The following is a 15,933-nucleotide window of genomic DNA, read 5'->3' on the forward strand; positions in this document are numbered from 1 at the left end:
TTCCTTAACAGCATGCCAGGTCAAAATCGAGACGCTCGGGTACCTGGCCATTCTCACTATCCAGTGGCATAAAGCGGATGGCAAAACGGCTTTTATGGCCAGATATTTGCGGATAAAGCTGCGAATCAAGCGGCAATTGCAAACGCAGCAAATCTGCATCTTCGCCATTATCCTGATAAAATCCGTTCAAACTGGTCTGTTTGCGAAACGGTGCAGAATTACGGATTAAATCAAGAACCAGCGTCAGCGCCTGATTGAGGGGCTCCAGGCTGGCAATCCAGCGCCCGACCTGTTCGTCACGCTGCGCCTGCGATGAGTGCAACCAGATATGCAGAGTTGGTAAATCAAAACTGCAACACCCACCAGGAATACTTAAACGCTGGCGAACCAGACCAATTAAGCGATCTTCACGCAATGTTTGTCCGATGCGCGGGGCCGAAATTAAAATACTGCCTGCGTTTTTTAACTGCTGGCGCAGAGAGTCAATTCGGTTTTGATCGACGCCGGGAACTTCAACCCAGGCCTGAAGTTTACGCTGTTGTCGCTCCAGTTCTTTGAGGAGTTCGGTACGCACTTCACCCCGTTCAAAGACATCCAGTAAATCCCCAATGTTGCGGAAAAAATGCAGTGCATCTGCATGGTCTGCAATGGGTAAATTAACGGAGAGTTGCTGAGTTAGAAATTCAATGCGCAGCCATGTACGCATCTTCTCATTGAGAGGGTGTTCAAAAAGGACCTGGGTGTGCATTACGGTTTTTCCTGTGAGACAAACTGCGACGCGCATTGCAAATAGAGCGCGTGCAGGCGGGCAACATCCGAGACGATGGCATCCGGTGCGCCATTATTATCAATAACATCGTCTGCCACGGCAAGACGCGCTTCACGCGAGGCCTGGGCAGCCAGAATTTGTTCTACATGCTGGCGAGTCACATCATCACGCAGCATGGTGCGTCTGAGCTGTGTCTCGGGAGTAACATCAACCACGAGCACGCGATTGGCTTTTTTATACAATGAATTCTCAACCAGCAGAGGTACAACCCATAACAGATAAGGAGAGGTTGCTTGTTGAAACTGGCGCTGAGTTTCCTGCTGAATAAGCGGATGGAGCAGGGCATTCAGCCAGGCTTTTTCATCAGGATCGGAAAAAATACGTTCGCGTAAAATTCGCCGTTGTAACGATCCATCTGCAGCAATGAGTTCGGAGCCAAAATGTTCGGCAATCGCCTTGAGCGCTGGCATACCTGGTTCGACCACCTGACGCGCAATAATATCTGCATCAATCACGTTTATTCCGAGGTCAGCGAACGCATTCGCAACGGTACTTTTACCACTGCCAATACCGCCGGTTAAGGCTACCGTATACCTCATAGATCCAGATCCTGGAGTTTAAGTTTGATTATCAAACAGTTAAAAGTTAAGCATGCGAAGGCGAGGCTGTTGCAGGATTAACCTACTATTCGCCAGGTAAATTTATGGGATTGTAGCGTAAAAAAAGAGAATTTCGCAGTCTTGCGCGGTATTGATTAGTGCGTATGATAGCGTCACTGGAGTTGTGAGTTTCGATTTTTAGCCATTAACCCCAGGAATCCGCACATGCGTATCGAAGAAGATCTGAAGTTAGGTTTCAAAGACGTTCTTATCCGCCCTAAGCGTTCTACTCTCAAAAGCCGTTCCGATGTTGAGCTGGAACGTCAATTTACCTTTAAACATTCAGGTCAGACCTGGTCCGGCGTACCTATTATCGCCGCGAATATGGACACCGTCGGGACATTTGCAATGGCTACGGCACTTGCATCCTTCGACATCCTGACCGCTGTGCACAAACACTATTCTGTAGAAGACTGGGCTGCTTTCATCGCGGGTACTTCTGCTGATGTACTGAAACACGTGATGGTTTCAACCGGGACCTCTGACGCTGATTTCGAAAAAACCAAACAAATCCTGGCCCTGAATCCTGCGCTGAACTTTATCTGCATCGATGTGGCAAATGGTTACTCAGAGCACTTTGTGCAGTTTGTGTCGAAAGCGCGCGAAGCATGGCCGACAAAAACGATTTGCGCGGGTAATGTCGTTACCGGCGAAATGTGTGAAGAACTGGTGCTTTCTGGTGCTGATATTGTCAAAGTTGGTATTGGTCCAGGTTCTGTTTGTACCACGCGTGTAAAAACCGGTGTGGGCTATCCACAGCTTTCTGCTGTTATTGAATGTGCTGATGCCGCTCACGGTCTGGGCGGAATGATTGTCAGCGACGGCGGCTGCACGATGCCCGGTGATGTGGCAAAAGCGTTTGGTGGCGGTGCAGACTTTGTGATGCTTGGTGGCATGCTGGCCGGTCACGAAGAAAGCGGTGGTAAAGTGGTCGAAGAGAACGGTGAAAAATTCATGCTGTTCTATGGTATGAGTTCTGAATCCGCCATGACGCGCCACGTTGGTGGTGTAGCACAATACCGTGCAGCGGAAGGCAAAACCGTTAAGCTACCGCTGCGTGGCCCGGTTGATAATACGGCTCGTGACATCCTTGGTGGTCTGCGTTCTGCCTGTACTTACGTAGGTGCTTCCCGCCTGAAAGAGCTGACTAAACGTACAACGTTTATTCGTGTTCAGGAACAAGAAAACCGTGTTTTCAATAGTCTGTAAAAACAGATAGTCAATCGTAAAATGCCTGATGGTGTGCTGCTTGAAGGCCTACGTTATGTGCTTCGTAGGCCGGATAAACCGTTTACGCCGCCATCCGGCATCTGAGGATTACCCCACACCGCTCATCGCATCTCCCAGGTGAAAAATCGGTAAATACATCGCGACAACCAGTGTACCGATAATCAACCCTGTAATGACAAGCAGCGCAGGCTCAAGTAGCGCAGCCAGGTTCTCTGCCTGTGACATTGTGTTCTCGCTATGATGTCGTGCCAGATTTTGCAACATTGCATCCAGCGAGCCGGACGTTTCTCCTGTTCTCACCAGCTGTAAACACAATGGACTGAATTCTCCGGCATTTTTGAGCGCCAGCCAGATCGGTTTTCCGGCACTGATGTCTCGGTGCGCTTGCGCTAAACGTTGAGACCAGAAAGGGCAAGCCAGCGTTTCGGCCACACTCTCCAGACCTTGCAAAAAGGGAATGCCTGCACTTTGTGTTAACGCCAGGACGGTAAAGATCTGCGTGAGTTTTTGGCCCCTTACCAGTGGTCCTATGACAGGGCAACACAGAAGAAATCTCTGACGCTGAATAAGGTAGTAGGGTTTCTGCTTTACCAGACAGTATGCCAGCCCCAATGCCAGTCCGAGTAATCCCGCCAGCCACCCCCATCGACTACTGTATTGTGCGACAGCAATAATTCCCTGCGTCAGTGCCGGCAACGGGGTGTTGAATGTACGATAGATGGCAGCAAATTCAGGTAGTACAAAATGCAGCATGGCGAGCACCACCATGACAGCCATTGTGAGAATGATGACCGGATAACGCAGCGCTTTTTTAACTTTATCAGTAAGCTGTTGCTGTTCTTTCTGTTGTCGGGCGAGTTCAAAACAGCAGTCGTCCAGCTTACCGGTGAGTTCTCCCGTGCGAATCATCGCCTGGTACAATGGAGGGAATACGTGCTGCCATTGTGAAAGTGAAGTGGAAAGTGAAATGCCCTGTTCCATATCGTAAGCCAGTGTGCGTAGTAACGCCTGCCATTGGCTGCTGGGATGTTGCTCGGCAAGTAGCGCTAATCCTTCGGAAAGTGTCAGTCCTGCTTTAAGTAACGTGGCTAACTGGTGTATCGCTTCGCGACTTCTTGTTCTGCTCCATTGTGAGGTTTTAACCTTCATGCGCTTAACGCGTATCGGTGTAATATGCGAATGCTCCAACGCCAATATTAGCGAAGGGCGAGTATCCGCCCAAAGAGCCCCCTCCATTGGTTGTCCCTCGTTGTTAATTCCATGCCAGCGCCAGAGTTGTTTAGCTGACATGGGGCATACCCAGTACGCGGATCAGCTCTTCAAACGTTGTTAATCCTTGTTCAACGGCCTGGCAGCCATTACCGAAAAGTGTGAGCATCCCCGCCTGCTGTGCATCCGATTCCACGATGTCGATGGATGTGCCGCTGGCGATGCACTGTCGTAATGCTGGTGTGACGGGCAGGACTTCAAACAATGCACTGCGGCCATAATAACCGTGATAACAGTGTTCGCAGCCAGGCGCCAGCCAGCGTGGAAGTGGGGTGGGCCACAGCGTAGCCGGGAGTGTGATGGGGGAGTCAAGACGTTGTCGACAATAGGGACACAGTTTTCTGACGAGTCGCTGCGCAATCACCAGCGTCAACGCTGAGGCTATCATCCACCGTGCTACGCCCATTTGCTGCAGGCGTATCAGCGTTTCACTGGTGGAGTTGGTATGCAGAGTTGAAAGGACCAGATGACCGGTTTGCGCGGCTTTGAGGGCAATCTCAGCCGTCTCGCCGTCGCGGATTTCACCCACCATGATAATGTCGGGGTCCTGTCGCAGCAGCGCACGTAATACGCTCTGAAACGTGAGACCTGCGCGTGGGTGAATTTGAGTCTGGTTGAGTCCTTCGATCGGGATCTCTATTGGGTCTTCCACGCTACAGATATTCACATCCGGGGAGTTTCTGGCTTGCAGCGCGCTGTACAGCGTAACCGTTTTGCCACTCCCGGTAGGCCCGGTTACCAGAACCAGCCCCTGAGGTTGCTGTAATGCTTGTGAAAATGCCGCCAGTTGCGCGTTCTGCATTCCCAACGCCTTGATCTCCAGCGTCTGCTCAACCTGATGCAGCAATCTCAGCACCACTTTTTCACCATGACGACAGGGTAACGTCGCGATGCGAAACGAGATCGGTTCTCCTGAAATATCAATGGTAAACTGCCCATCTTGTGGAAGCCGGTGCTCAGCAATGTCCAGACTCCCTAATACTTTTAACCTTGCAGTGAGGGCAATGCCTGTATCCGTCGCGATATCTGGTAAGGTGTGTAGAACACCATCCACGCGTAACCTTATTCGGTAGCGATGTTCTGCTGGTTCAATGTGAATATCAGAAGCGCGTTTCGCCAGAGCGGATTGCAACGTCTGATCCAGCAATTCTGCTGCGGTAACACTGCTTTCAGGGACGATTGCCGGAAGCCTCGCCCGTGTATTGTGCGAGTGACCTTCCATTTGCTGACGAGTCCAGCACACGATGTCGATGCGTCTTGTAGTCGCAAAATGCAAAGCGTCCAGCAGTTCGTGAGATGGGGCATCCACGACGGCAATATGCACCACGTCATGGTCTGCATCCAACAATATGCCCTGATAACGCTGGCACAGTGCTGTCAGTTGTGTGGTATTCATCTCTTGTCCTCTTACTGCGCATCAAATCGGAAAACGTCTTCACAGGCCTGCTGCAAAGCGCTGTCATTTGAGATGCCGCAGTTACGGCTCCAGCCGGTAATACCGTTGGCATTTTCCCAGTTTGGCGTCATGGTGATGTTCAGACCGTTCAGGCTTTCCTGCCCGGTGAGGGTAACCACGCCCTTTTCAACGCTCATGCCGGAGACATAGCGGGTCGTGGCTGGAGATGGAATACCATTGGTCCCGGCATCACAGGTCTCAGTTCCGCCATGCTCCAGTGCGCAGAGTTCGACTGCCGTACGATAGGGGACAAAGGTTTGCAGCATGTCTGTTAGTGCTGCTTTGCGCAGATAATTTTGATAGGCCGGAATACCAATAGCACTGAGAATGGCAATGATGCCAATGACTACCATAAGTTCGATAAGCGTGAAGCCTCGTTGCTTGTCCATTGTTCTCTCCTTGAGTTAGCTGGCGCTACTTTGGCAAACAGGAGGGAGCGTTTGCGAGAGGCAAAAAACAAAACGGGAAGGTGGGTTCAGAGATATCTATATTTCTTTCAACGCAAGATGGCGTATTTGCGAAAAGGCTCGAAGAAATTGCCGAATAAGCGGGGAAGAAGGCCCGATACGCGAAGCGCCATCGGGCAATACACTTTGCTATTAACGAAAACGCATAGAGAGATCGAGGGCGCGAACGTGCTTTGTCAGTGCACCTACGGAGATGAAATCCACGCCGGTTTCGGCAAATTCGCGTAGCGTTTCGTGGGTGACGTTCCCTGAGACTTCCAGACGGGCCTGGCCGTTGGTGCGTTTAACCGCTTCGCGCATTTGATCGGTCTCAAAATTGTCCAGCATGATAATGTCCGCCCCAGCTTTCAGCGCGTCGTCCAGTTCATCCAGATTTTCAACTTCGACTTCGACCGGTACGTCCGGATGCAGCCAGAAGGCTTTTTCGACAGCCTGACGTACCGATCCGGAAGCAATAATGTGGTTTTCTTTAATCAGGAATGCATCCGAAAGCCCTAGTCGATGATTTGCGCCGCCGCCGCATAGTACGGCATATTTCAGCGCTGTCCGGAGTCCCGGCAGGGTTTTACGCGTATCGAGAAGTTGGGTATTTGTCCCTGCCAGCAGGTCGACGTAACTGCGCACCACGCTGGCGACACCGGACAGCGTTTGCACAAAATTGAGCGCGGTGCGTTCACCTGTAAGCAATACACGGGAAGGACCGTCCAGTTCAAACAGCGGCTGATTAGCTTTAATACTGTCGCCATCTTCGACATGCCAGGTGACGCTTACATCATCGCCAGCAAGCTGAATAAAGACCTCTTCCACCCAGCGTTTTCCACAAAAAACGCCATCTTCACGCGTAATTACGGTAGCGTGGGAACGCATATCCTCAGGCAAAAGTTGCGCGGTGATATCGTTATTGGCATTAACTTCCCCACCTAAATCTTCGCACAGTGCCTGGGCAACAGCAGCAGGGATATCGAGGTTTATGCGTTCCAACAGCGCGTCACGTCGGTAGTCAGGGTTATAGCGGCGAGGCGGCATGATAAAACTCCAAATTGCTAACGAATCATAAGGTAGAAACATGCTACCCTGAACCTGATATGAGCACCACCAATAAGGAGATTCTGCATGTTGTTAGATGAGGGCTGGCTGGCTGAGGCACGACGCGTTCCTTCTCCACATTACGATTGCCGCCCGGACGACGAAACCCCTTCTTTGCTGGTGGTTCATAACATCAGTCTGCCGCCTGGTGAATTTGGTGGTCCGTGGATAGACGCGTTATTCACTGGAACAATTGATCCCAATGCCCACCCTTTTTTTGCAGAGATCGCCCATTTGCGCGTTTCTGCCCATTGTCTGATTCGTCGCGACGGCGAGATTGTGCAGTATGTCCCTTTTAATAAACGCGCCTGGCATGCAGGTGTATCGAACTATCAGGGACGTGAACGCTGTAATGACTTTTCGATTGGTATTGAGCTGGAGGGAACGGATACGCTGGCCTATACCGATGCGCAGTACCAGCAACTGGCAGCCGTTACGCATGCTCTGATTCAGCGTTATCCGGAAATTGCCAGTAACATAACCGGGCATTGTGATATTGCGCCTGAGCGTAAGACCGATCCCGGTCCGTCTTTTGACTGGGCAAGGTTTCGCGCCCTGGTCACCCCCTCGTCACACAAGGAGATGACATGACGCTGTTTACAACATTACTGGTGTTGATGGTTGAACGCCTGTTTAAGCTGGGTGAACACTGGCAGCTTGACCACAGGCTCGAAGCCTTCTTCCGCCGGATAAAACATTTTTCTATGGCGCGCACATCAGGAATGACAATTATCGCGATGGCGGTGACGTTTTTGCTGCTGCGAGCCCTGCATGGGCTGCTGTTTAATGTCCCGCTGCTGGTGGTTTGGATCTCAATTGGCTTGCTGTGCATTGGCGCAGGTAAGGTTCGTCTTCATTACCATGCATACCTGAATGCGGCTTCGCGTAATGATGCACATGCCCGTGAGGCGATGGCCAGCGAACTCACGCTTATCCATGGTGTTCCACCGGACTGTGATGAGCGTGAGTTTTTGCGTGAACTGCAAAATGCGCTGTTATGGAACAATTTTCGCTTTTACCTGGCGCCGTTATTCTGGTTGATCGTTGGTGGCCCGTGGGGGCCGGTGACGCTGGTAGGCTATGCTTTTCTGCGCGCGTGGCAGTCCTGGTTGGCGCGTTATCAAACACCTCATCAGCGTTTACAATCGGGTATTGATGCGATTCTGCATGTGCTGGATTGGATCCCGGTACGTCTTGCCGGTGTGGTCTATGCGTTGCTGGGGCATGGTGAAAAGGCGCTACCTGCCTGGTTTGCCTCGCTGGGAGATCTGCATACTTCGCAATATCAGGTGTTAACTCGCCTGGCGCAGTTCTCGCTGGCGCGTGAATCTCACACCGATAAAGTAGAAACACCTAAAGCCGCTGTTTCAATGGCCAAGAAAACTTCGTTCGTAGTGGTGGTCGTTATTGCGCTGCTGACGATTTACGGGACGTTGATTTAACGTATTGTTGCCGGACGGCGTAGGTAATCCCCCCTACCTTATGCAGGTAGGGGGTATAATTAATGCGCTTTAACAGCCCTGGCTGTTTTTTGTTTGCACAGATAGCCAATACCAAGAATGGCAATCCACACCGGGATCAGGTAAACAGAGATTGCCATGCCTGGTGTCATCAGCATAATCACCAGTACAGCTGCCATGAAAATCAGGCAGATCCAGTTACCCATCGGATAGAACAGCGCCGGGAAGCGGGTGGCAACGCCCTGTTGTTGTTTCGCTTTGCGGAACTTCATGTGCGCGAGGCTGATCATTGCCCAGTTGATCACCAGTGCAGAAACCACCAGTGCCATCAGTAAACCAAATGCGGATTCCGGTGCCAGATAGTTAATCAGTACGCATAAAGCCGTAACCAGCGCAGAGACCAGGATCGTGTTGACTGGTACACCGCGTTTATCCACGCTCATCAGTACTTTTGGCGCATTACCCTGCTGAGCCAGACCGAACAGCATACGACTGTTGCAATATACACAGCTGTTATAAACAGAAAGAGCAGCGGTCAGCACCACGACGTTCAGCGCATTAGCGACGAATGTGTCTCCCAGTTCGTGGAAGATCAGTACGAACGGGCTGGTATCTGCTGTCACACGCGTCCACGGCATCAAAGAGAGCAGAACGGCCAGGGAGCCTACGTAGAAAATCAGGATACGGTAAATAACCTGGTTGGTCGCTTTGGGGATGCTTTGTTCCGGGTTATCCGCTTCTGCAGCCGTGATGCCAACCAGCTCAAGTCCACCGAAGGAGAACATGATAATGGCCATCATCATGACCAGACCGGTGAAACCGTGTGGCAGGAAGCCACCTTGATCCCACAAGTTACTGACGCTGGCCTGCGGGCCACCGTTGCCGCTAAACAGCAACCAGCCGCCGAACAGGATCATCGCCACGACCGCAATGACTTTAATAATGGCGAACCAGAACTCCATCTCACCGAACACTTTAACGTTGGTCAGGTTGATGGCGTTGATAGCAACGAAAAAGACCGCAGCAGAAACCCAGGTTGGAATTTCTGGCCACCAGAACTGAATGTATTTCCCGACGGCAGTCAACTCGGCCATGGCAACCAGTACGTACAGTACCCAGTAGTTCCAGCCGGAGGAAAAACCTGCGAAACCGCCCCAATATTTATAAGCAAAGTGGCTGAAGGAGCCTGCAACTGGCTCTTCAACCACCATTTCACCCAACTGACGCATTATCAAAAAGGCAATAAAGCCGGCGATAGCGTAACCCAGAATAATACCCGGCCCTGCAGACTGAATAACGGATGCGCTCCCGAGGAATAACCCGGTGCCTATCGCGCCACCCAGCGCGATAAGCTGTATATGGCGGTTTTTAAGGCCGCGCTTTAGCTGATCGCCATGCTGTTGACTTTCCATCATGAAACCTCGTGTGTGGTTTTACTCTTTATATTCGAGTACCTATTTTTTGAACCACGCAGTGACGCGTGTGTAAGTTTGCAATTCCGTTTGTTGTATTGTTTTGTTTACGGCAGTGGTCGGTAAAATGTTGCCTAAATACTTTTGTCCTGGACAGAATAATGTTATGCGGACGCGAATGCACCTGCTTTATGAAGGGGGGATGACGAGTTGAATAAAAAGAAACCATTTGTAAACGCAGGATTATCTACCACAAAATTTCCGATATGAATTTTTATTCGAAAATTGTGCTTACAAAATCGATAAATTGAGAGTTGAATCGGTTCAGATAAGATATTTTTTCGTTTCAATTACGTTAAAACTACTCCGTGATGGGTAAATTTAACATTTGTGCATAGTTACATGTTTGAAACGTTATTTCTGTAATGTTGTTAAAATGTGCCCGCTTTACTGATTTCAATCAAAACCTGTATGGACAGAAGGTGAATACTTTGTTACTTTAGCGTCAAGAACATGAAATTGGTAAGACCAATTGACTTCGGGCAAATGGCTTAAGACAGGAAATCATGGCCTACAGCAAAATCCGCCAACCAAAACTCTCCGATGTGATTGAGCAGCAGCTGGAGTTTTTAATTCTTGAGGGGACACTTCGCCCCGGAGAAAAACTCCCACCGGAACGCGAGCTGGCAAAACAGTTCGACGTATCCCGCCCCTCTTTACGCGAGGCGATCCAACGCCTTGAAGCGAAGGGTTTGCTGCTTCGTCGTCAGGGCGGTGGCACTTTTGTGCAGAGTAGCCTGTGGCAGAGCTTTAGCGACCCACTGGTCGAACTGCTCTCCGACCATCCTGAATCCCAGTTTGACCTGCTTGAGACGCGTCATGCGCTGGAAGGTATTGCTGCATATTACGCAGCACTGCGCAGCACGGATGAAGATAAAACGCGTATCCGTGAACTCCACCATGCAATCGAGCTTGCTCAACAGTCCGGCGATCTTGACGGCGAGTCTGATGCGGTTCTCCAGTATCAAATTGCTGTCACTGAGGCGGCACACAATGTAGTGCTCCTCCATTTGCTAAGGTGTATGGAGCCCATGTTGGCCCAGAACGTCCGCCAAAACTTTGAATTGCTGTATGCGCGTCGGGAAATGCTGCCACTGGTTAGCAGTCACCGCACCCGTATTTTTGAGGCAATTATTGCCGGTAAGCCAGAAGAGGCACGCGAAGCGTCCCACTGTCATCTGGCGTTTATCGAAGAAATTTTGCTGGACAGAAGTCGTGAGGAAAGCCGTCGTGAACGCGCCTTACGCCGTCTGGAGCAACGAAAGAATTAGTGATTTTTCTGGCAGAAAGTTAACCAGAAGATGTTGTAAATCATGCGCCAATTAAAGTGCGCGGCAACTAAACGCAGAACCTGTCTTATTGTGCTCTTGCGAGCAAGAACACAATGGGACAGGTTCCAGATAACTCAACGTACTAGATAGATAAGGAATACCCCCATGTCAGAACGTTTCCCAAATGACGTGGATCCGATCGAAACTCGCGACTGGCTACAGGCGATCGAATCGGTCATCCGTGAAGAAGGTGTTGAGCGTGCTCAGTATCTGATCGACCAACTGCTTTCAGAAGCCCGCAAAGGCGGCGTGAAAGTAGCGGCAGGTGCAGGGGCCAGCAATTATATAAACACTATTGCCGTTGAAGATGAACCGGAATACCCGGGCAATCTGGAGCTGGAGCGTCGTATTCGTTCTGCTATCCGCTGGAACGCCATCATGACCGTACTGCGTGCGTCTAAAAAGGACCTCGAGCTGGGTGGCCACATGGCATCCTTCCAGTCCTCCGCAACGGTATATGATGTTTGCTTCAACCATTTCTTCCGTGCACGCAACGAGCAGGATGGCGGCGACCTGATTTACTTCCAGGGCCACATCTCTCCGGGCATCTATGCACGCGCATTCCTGGAAGGTCGTCTGACTGAAGAGCAGATGAACAACTTCCGCCAGGAAGTTCATGGCAAAGGCCTGTCTTCCTACCCGCACCCGAAACTGATGCCAGAATTCTGGCAGTTCCCGACCGTTTCTATGGGTCTGGGTCCAATCGGTGCTATCTACCAGGCTAAATTCCTGAAGTATCTGGAACACCGTGGTCTGAAAGATACCTCCAAACAAACCGTTTACGCCTTCCTGGGCGACGGCGAGATGGATGAGCCAGAATCTAAAGGTGCGATCACCATCGCGACCCGTGAAAAACTGGACAACCTGGTCTTTGTTATCAACTGTAACCTGCAGCGTCTTGACGGCCCGGTCACCGGTAACGGCAAGATTGTTAACGAACTGGAAGGCATCTTCGCGGGCGCTGGCTGGAACGTGATCAAAGTCATGTGGGGCGGTCGTTGGGATGAGCTGCTGCGTAAAGACACCAGCGGTAAACTGATCCAGCTGATGAACGAAACCGTTGATGGCGACTACCAGACCTTCAAATCCAAAGATGGCGCTTACGTTCGTGAGCACTTCTTCGGTAAATACCCGGAAACCGCAGCACTGGTTGCTGACTGGACTGACGAGCAGATTTGGGCTCTGAACCGTGGTGGTCACGATCCGAAGAAAGTCTACGCAGCACTGAAAAAAGCGCAGGAAACCAAAGGCAAAGCAACTGTAATCCTCGCCCATACCATCAAAGGTTACGGCATGGGTGACACCGCTGAAGGTAAAAACATCGCGCACCAGGTTAAGAAAATGAACATGGACGGCGTGCGTTACATCCGCGACCGTTTTAACGTTCCTGTAACCGATGAGCAGGTTGAAAACCTGTCTTACATTACCTTCCCTGAAGGTTCTGAAGAGCATACCTATCTGCACGCTCAGCGTCAGAAACTGCACGGTTACCTGCCGGCTCGTCAGCCGAACTTCACCGAGAAACTGGAGCTGCCGGCTCTGGAAGACTTCGGTGCGCTGCTGGAAGAGCAGAACAAAGAAATCTCCACCACTATCGCTTTCGTTCGTGCCCTGAACGTGATGCTGAAGAACAAGTCGATCAAAGATCGTCTGGTGCCGATCATCGCCGACGAAGCACGTACTTTCGGTATGGAAGGTCTGTTCCGCCAGATCGGTATCTACAGCCCGAACGGCCAGCAGTACACTCCGCAGGACCGTGAGCAGGTTGCTTACTACAAAGAAGACGAGAAAGGTCAGATCCTGCAGGAAGGTATCAACGAACTGGGTGCCGGCGCGTCCTGGTTGGCTGCTGCGACCTCTTACAGCACCAACGATCTGCCGATGATCCCGTTCTACATTTACTACTCCATGTTCGGGTTCCAGCGTATCGGCGACCTGTGCTGGCAGGCGGGCGATCAGCAGGCGCGCGGCTTCCTGATCGGTGGTACTTCCGGTCGTACAACGCTGAACGGTGAAGGTCTGCAGCACGAAGATGGTCACAGCCATATTCAGTCTCTGACTATCCCGAACTGTATCTCTTACGATCCATCTTACGCGTACGAAGTTGCAGTCATCATGCATGATGGTCTGGAGCGCATGTACGGCGAGAAACAAGAGAACGTTTACTACTACATCACCACGCTGAACGAAAACTACCACATGCCGGCAATGCCAGCAGGTGCCGAGGAAGGTATCCGTAAAGGTATCTACAAACTCGAAACCCTCGAAGGTAGCAAAGGTAAAGTTCAGCTGCTGGGCTCCGGTTCTATTCTGCGTCACGTACGTGAAGCAGCGCAGATCCTGGCGAACGACTACGGCGTAGGTTCTGACGTGTATAGCGTCACATCCTTCACTGAACTGGCGCGTGATGGCCAGGATTGTGAGCGCTGGAACATGCTGCATCCGCTGGAAACCCCACGCGTTCCGTACATTGCTCAGGTGATGAACGACGCGCCGGCTGTAGCATCTACTGACTATATGAAACTGTTTGCCGAACAGGTTCGTACTTACGTACCGGCTGATGATTACCGTGTACTGGGTACTGACGGCTTCGGTCGCTCTGACAGCCGTGAAAACCTGCGTCACCACTTCGAAGTTGACGCTTCTTATGTGGTTGTAGCGGCACTGGGCGAACTGGCTAAACGTGGCGAAATCGATAAGAAAGTGGTTGCTGACGCTATCACTAAATTCAATATCGATGCAGATAAAGTTAACCCGCGTCTGGCGTAAGAGGTAAAAGAATAATGGCTATCGAAATCAATGTACCGGACATCGGGGCTGATGAAGTTGAAATCACCGAGATCCTGGTCAAAGTGGGCGACAAAGTTGAAGCTGAACAGTCGCTGATCACCGTAGAAGGCGACAAAGCCTCTATGGAAGTTCCGTCCCCTCAGGCGGGTATCGTTAAAGAGATTAAAGTCTCTGTTGGCGATAAAACTGAGACCGGCAAACTGATCATGATTTTCGATTCCGCCGACGGTGCAGCAGCTGCTGCACCTGCTCCGGCAGAAGAGAAGAAAGAAGCCGCTCCTGCAGCTGCTCCTGCTGCTGCGGCAGCGAAAGATGTACACGTACCGGACATCGGCGGTGACGAAGTTGAAGTCACTGAGATCATGGTCAAAGTGGGCGACACCGTTGCGGCTGAACAGTCTCTGATTACTGTAGAAGGCGACAAAGCCTCTATGGAAGTCCCGGCACCGTTCGCGGGCACCGTGAAAGAGATCAAAATCAGCAATGGCGACAAAGTGTCTACCGGCTCCCTGATCATGGTCTTCGAAGTAGCAGGCAGCGCGCCTGCAGCTGCTCCGGCTCAGGCTGCTGCACCAGCCGCAGCGGCGGCTCCGGCTGCCACGGGTTCTAAAGAAGTTAATGTACCGGACATCGGCGGTGACGAAGTTGAAGTGACCGAAGTGATGGTGAAAGTGGGCGATAAAATTGCCGCTGAGCAGTCACTGATCACCGTTGAAGGTGACAAAGCGTCTATGGAAGTGCCGGCTCCGTTCGCGGGTACCGTTAAAGAAATCAAAATCAGTACTGGCGACAAAGTGAAAACCGGTTCTCTGATTATGATCTTCGAAGTAGAAGGCGCAGCACCAGCTGCCGCTCCGGCACAAGCCGCTGCCCCGGCTCCGGCCGCAGCACCTGCACAGGCTGCTGCACCTGCTCCGGCGGCGAAAGCTGAAGGTAAATCTGACTTCGCAGAAAACGATGCTTACGTCCACGCGACTCCGCTGATTCGTCGCCTGGCGCGCGAATTTGGTGTGAACCTGGCGAAAGTGAAAGGAACGGGCCGTAAAGGTCGTATCCTGCGCGAAGACGTTCAGGCTTACGTGAAAGATGCGGTTAAACGCGCTGAATCTGCACCGGCAGCTGCGGCTGGCGGCGGTATTCCGGGCATGCTGCCTTGGCCGAAAGTGGACTTCAGCAAGTTTGGTGAAATCGAGGAAGTGGAACTGGGCCGTATCCAGAAAATCTCTGGTGCTAACCTGAGCCGTAACTGGGTGATGATCCCGCATGTTACTCACTTCGACAAAACCGATATCACCGATCTGGAAGCGTTCCGTAAACAGCAGAACGCCGAAGCTGAGAAACGTAAACTGGACGTGAAATTCACCCCGGTTGTCTTCATCATGAAAGCCGTTGCCGCTGCTCTTGAGCAGATGCCACGCTTTAACAGCTCCCTGTCCGAAGATGGCCAGAAGCTGACGCTGAAGAAATACATCAACATCGGTGTTGCGGTTGATACCCCGAATGGTCTGGTCGTTCCGGTCTTTAAAGACGTGAACAAGAAGAGCATTACCGAGCTGTCTCGTGAACTGACTACGATCTCCAAGAAAGCGCGTGATGGTAAGCTGACTGCTGGCGAAATGCAGGGCGGTTGCTTCACTATCTCCAGCATCGGCGGCCTGGGTACTACCCATTTCGCACCGATTGTGAACGCGCCTGAAGTGGCTATTCTCGGCGTGTCCAAGTCTGCTATTGAACCGGTGTGGAACGGTAAAGAGTTTACTCCGCGTCTGATGATGCCGATTTCACTCTCCTTCGACCACCGCGTGATTGACGGTGCTGATGGTGCTCGCTTTATCACCATCATCAACAACACGCTGTCTGACATTCGCCGTCTGGTGATGTAAGCGAAAAAGCCGGCCCGACGGCCGGCTTTTTTCTGGTAATCTCATGAAGTCAGTGAGGTTA

General features: G+C 51.5%; 13 protein-coding genes. 6 read left to right on the top strand and 7 right to left on the bottom strand.

From position 1 onward, the window contains the following. Window positions 1–4 precede the first annotated feature (4 nt). Both zapD and coaE read right to left on the bottom strand, forming a co-directional pair. A complete protein-coding gene (gene zapD, locus OGX98_RS23520) occupies window positions 5–748 on the bottom strand; it encodes a cell division protein ZapD (protein ID WP_045439837.1) in 744 nt (247 codons plus the stop codon). Next, window positions 748–1,368 carry a dephospho-CoA kinase gene (coaE, locus tag OGX98_RS23525; RefSeq protein ID WP_048222054.1) on the bottom strand — a complete coding sequence of 207 codons (621 nt, stop codon included), beginning with the start codon at window positions 1,366–1,368 and terminating at the stop codon, window positions 748–750. Before coaE ends, zapD begins: the two co-directional genes overlap by 1 nt. Window positions 1,369–1,593: 225 nt before the next feature. Between coaE and OGX98_RS23530 the strand changes: the two genes are divergently transcribed. Further along, window positions 1,594–2,637, top strand: a complete 1,044-nt coding sequence (locus OGX98_RS23530; RefSeq protein WP_048222053.1) for a GMP reductase — start codon at window positions 1,594–1,596, stop codon at window positions 2,635–2,637. Between the two features lie 108 nt (window positions 2,638–2,745). Here the strand turns inward: OGX98_RS23530 and hofC are convergent, their stop codons facing one another. From hofC to nadC, 4 genes are all read right to left on the bottom strand, one after another. Further along, on the bottom strand, window positions 2,746–3,948 hold the full coding sequence (hofC, locus tag OGX98_RS23535; RefSeq protein ID WP_045439850.1) for a protein transport protein HofC: 1,203 nt from the start codon (window positions 3,946–3,948) through the stop codon (window positions 2,746–2,748). Further along, window positions 3,938–5,323, bottom strand: coding sequence for a type II secretion system protein GspE (gspE, locus tag OGX98_RS23540; RefSeq protein WP_225760468.1), 1,386 nt, complete (start codon window positions 5,321–5,323; stop codon window positions 3,938–3,940). The genes hofC and gspE overlap by 11 nt, the downstream gene beginning before the upstream one ends. Before the next feature lie 11 nt (window positions 5,324–5,334). Beyond that, window positions 5,335–5,772 (bottom strand): prepilin peptidase-dependent pilin, encoded by a 438-nt coding sequence (gene ppdD, locus OGX98_RS23545; RefSeq protein WP_045439856.1) that lies wholly within the window; start codon window positions 5,770–5,772, stop codon window positions 5,335–5,337. A 210-nt stretch (window positions 5,773–5,982) separates the two neighbouring features. Continuing rightward, window positions 5,983–6,876 carry a carboxylating nicotinate-nucleotide diphosphorylase gene (gene nadC / locus OGX98_RS23550; protein WP_045449439.1) on the bottom strand — a complete coding sequence of 298 codons (894 nt, stop codon included), beginning with the start codon at window positions 6,874–6,876 and terminating at the stop codon, window positions 5,983–5,985. A gap of 87 nt (window positions 6,877–6,963) precedes the next feature. On the opposite strand from nadC, the gene ampD reads away from it, so the two are divergent. Next, a complete protein-coding gene (ampD, locus tag OGX98_RS23555; RefSeq protein WP_048222049.1) occupies window positions 6,964–7,527 on the top strand; it encodes a 1,6-anhydro-N-acetylmuramyl-L-alanine amidase AmpD in 564 nt (187 codons plus the stop codon). Continuing rightward, window positions 7,524–8,378: a beta-lactamase regulator AmpE gene (gene ampE / locus OGX98_RS23560; protein WP_048222048.1), complete on the top strand. Its 855-nt coding sequence runs from the start codon at window positions 7,524–7,526 to the stop codon at window positions 8,376–8,378. The genes ampD and ampE overlap by 4 nt, the downstream gene beginning before the upstream one ends. Window positions 8,379–8,437: 59 nt before the next feature. On the opposite strand, the gene aroP is transcribed toward ampE, so the two are convergent. Further along, window positions 8,438–9,811, bottom strand: coding sequence for an aromatic amino acid transporter AroP (gene aroP, locus OGX98_RS23565; RefSeq protein ID WP_167493945.1), 1,374 nt, complete (start codon window positions 9,809–9,811; stop codon window positions 8,438–8,440). A gap of 563 nt (window positions 9,812–10,374) precedes the next feature. On the opposite strand from aroP, the gene pdhR reads away from it, so the two are divergent. From pdhR to aceF, 3 genes are all read left to right on the top strand, one after another. After that, the gene (gene pdhR / locus OGX98_RS23570) at window positions 10,375–11,139 is read left to right on the top strand and encodes a pyruvate dehydrogenase complex transcriptional repressor PdhR (protein WP_286595993.1); all 765 of its coding nucleotides are present in this window, start codon (window positions 10,375–10,377) and stop codon (window positions 11,137–11,139) included. Between the two features lie 165 nt (window positions 11,140–11,304). After that, the gene (gene aceE, locus OGX98_RS23575) at window positions 11,305–13,968 is read left to right on the top strand and encodes a pyruvate dehydrogenase (acetyl-transferring), homodimeric type (RefSeq protein ID WP_045439866.1); all 2,664 of its coding nucleotides are present in this window, start codon (window positions 11,305–11,307) and stop codon (window positions 13,966–13,968) included. A gap of 14 nt (window positions 13,969–13,982) precedes the next feature. Further along, window positions 13,983–15,872, top strand: a complete 1,890-nt coding sequence (gene aceF / locus OGX98_RS23580) for a pyruvate dehydrogenase complex dihydrolipoyllysine-residue acetyltransferase (RefSeq protein WP_286595994.1) — start codon at window positions 13,983–13,985, stop codon at window positions 15,870–15,872. Window positions 15,873–15,933 lie beyond the last annotated feature (61 nt).

The organism is Citrobacter sp. Cm046, assembly GCF_030333065.1.
Taxonomy (GTDB): Bacteria; Pseudomonadota; Gammaproteobacteria; order Enterobacterales; family Enterobacteriaceae; genus Citrobacter; species Citrobacter murliniae.

Bases quoted from the DNA above. Each gene is read 5' to 3' on its own strand.
- ampD (WP_048222049.1), top strand. From the start codon at position 6,964: ATGTTGTTAGATGAGGGCTGGCTGGCTGAGGCACGACGCGTTCCTTCT.
- OGX98_RS23530 (WP_048222053.1), top strand. From the start codon at position 1,594: ATGCGTATCGAAGAAGATCTGAAGTTAGGTTTCAAAGACGTTCTTATC.
- zapD (WP_045439837.1), bottom strand. From the start codon at position 748: ATGCACACCCAGGTCCTTTTTGAACACCCTCTCAATGAGAAGATGCGT.
- nadC (WP_045449439.1), bottom strand. From the start codon at position 6,876: ATGCCGCCTCGCCGCTATAACCCTGACTACCGACGTGACGCGCTGTTG.
- aceF (WP_286595994.1), top strand. From the start codon at position 13,983: ATGGCTATCGAAATCAATGTACCGGACATCGGGGCTGATGAAGTTGAA.
- ppdD (WP_045439856.1), bottom strand. From the start codon at position 5,772: ATGGACAAGCAACGAGGCTTCACGCTTATCGAACTTATGGTAGTCATT.
- hofC (WP_045439850.1), bottom strand. From the start codon at position 3,948: ATGTCAGCTAAACAACTCTGGCGCTGGCATGGAATTAACAACGAGGGA.
- gspE (WP_225760468.1), bottom strand. From the start codon at position 5,323: ATGAATACCACACAACTGACAGCACTGTGCCAGCGTTATCAGGGCATA.
- aroP (WP_167493945.1), bottom strand. From the start codon at position 9,811: ATGATGGAAAGTCAACAGCATGGCGATCAGCTAAAGCGCGGCCTTAAA.
- ampE (WP_048222048.1), top strand. From the start codon at position 7,524: ATGACGCTGTTTACAACATTACTGGTGTTGATGGTTGAACGCCTGTTT.
- aceE (WP_045439866.1), top strand. From the start codon at position 11,305: ATGTCAGAACGTTTCCCAAATGACGTGGATCCGATCGAAACTCGCGAC.
- pdhR (WP_286595993.1), top strand. From the start codon at position 10,375: ATGGCCTACAGCAAAATCCGCCAACCAAAACTCTCCGATGTGATTGAG.
- coaE (WP_048222054.1), bottom strand. From the start codon at position 1,368: ATGAGGTATACGGTAGCCTTAACCGGCGGTATTGGCAGTGGTAAAAGT.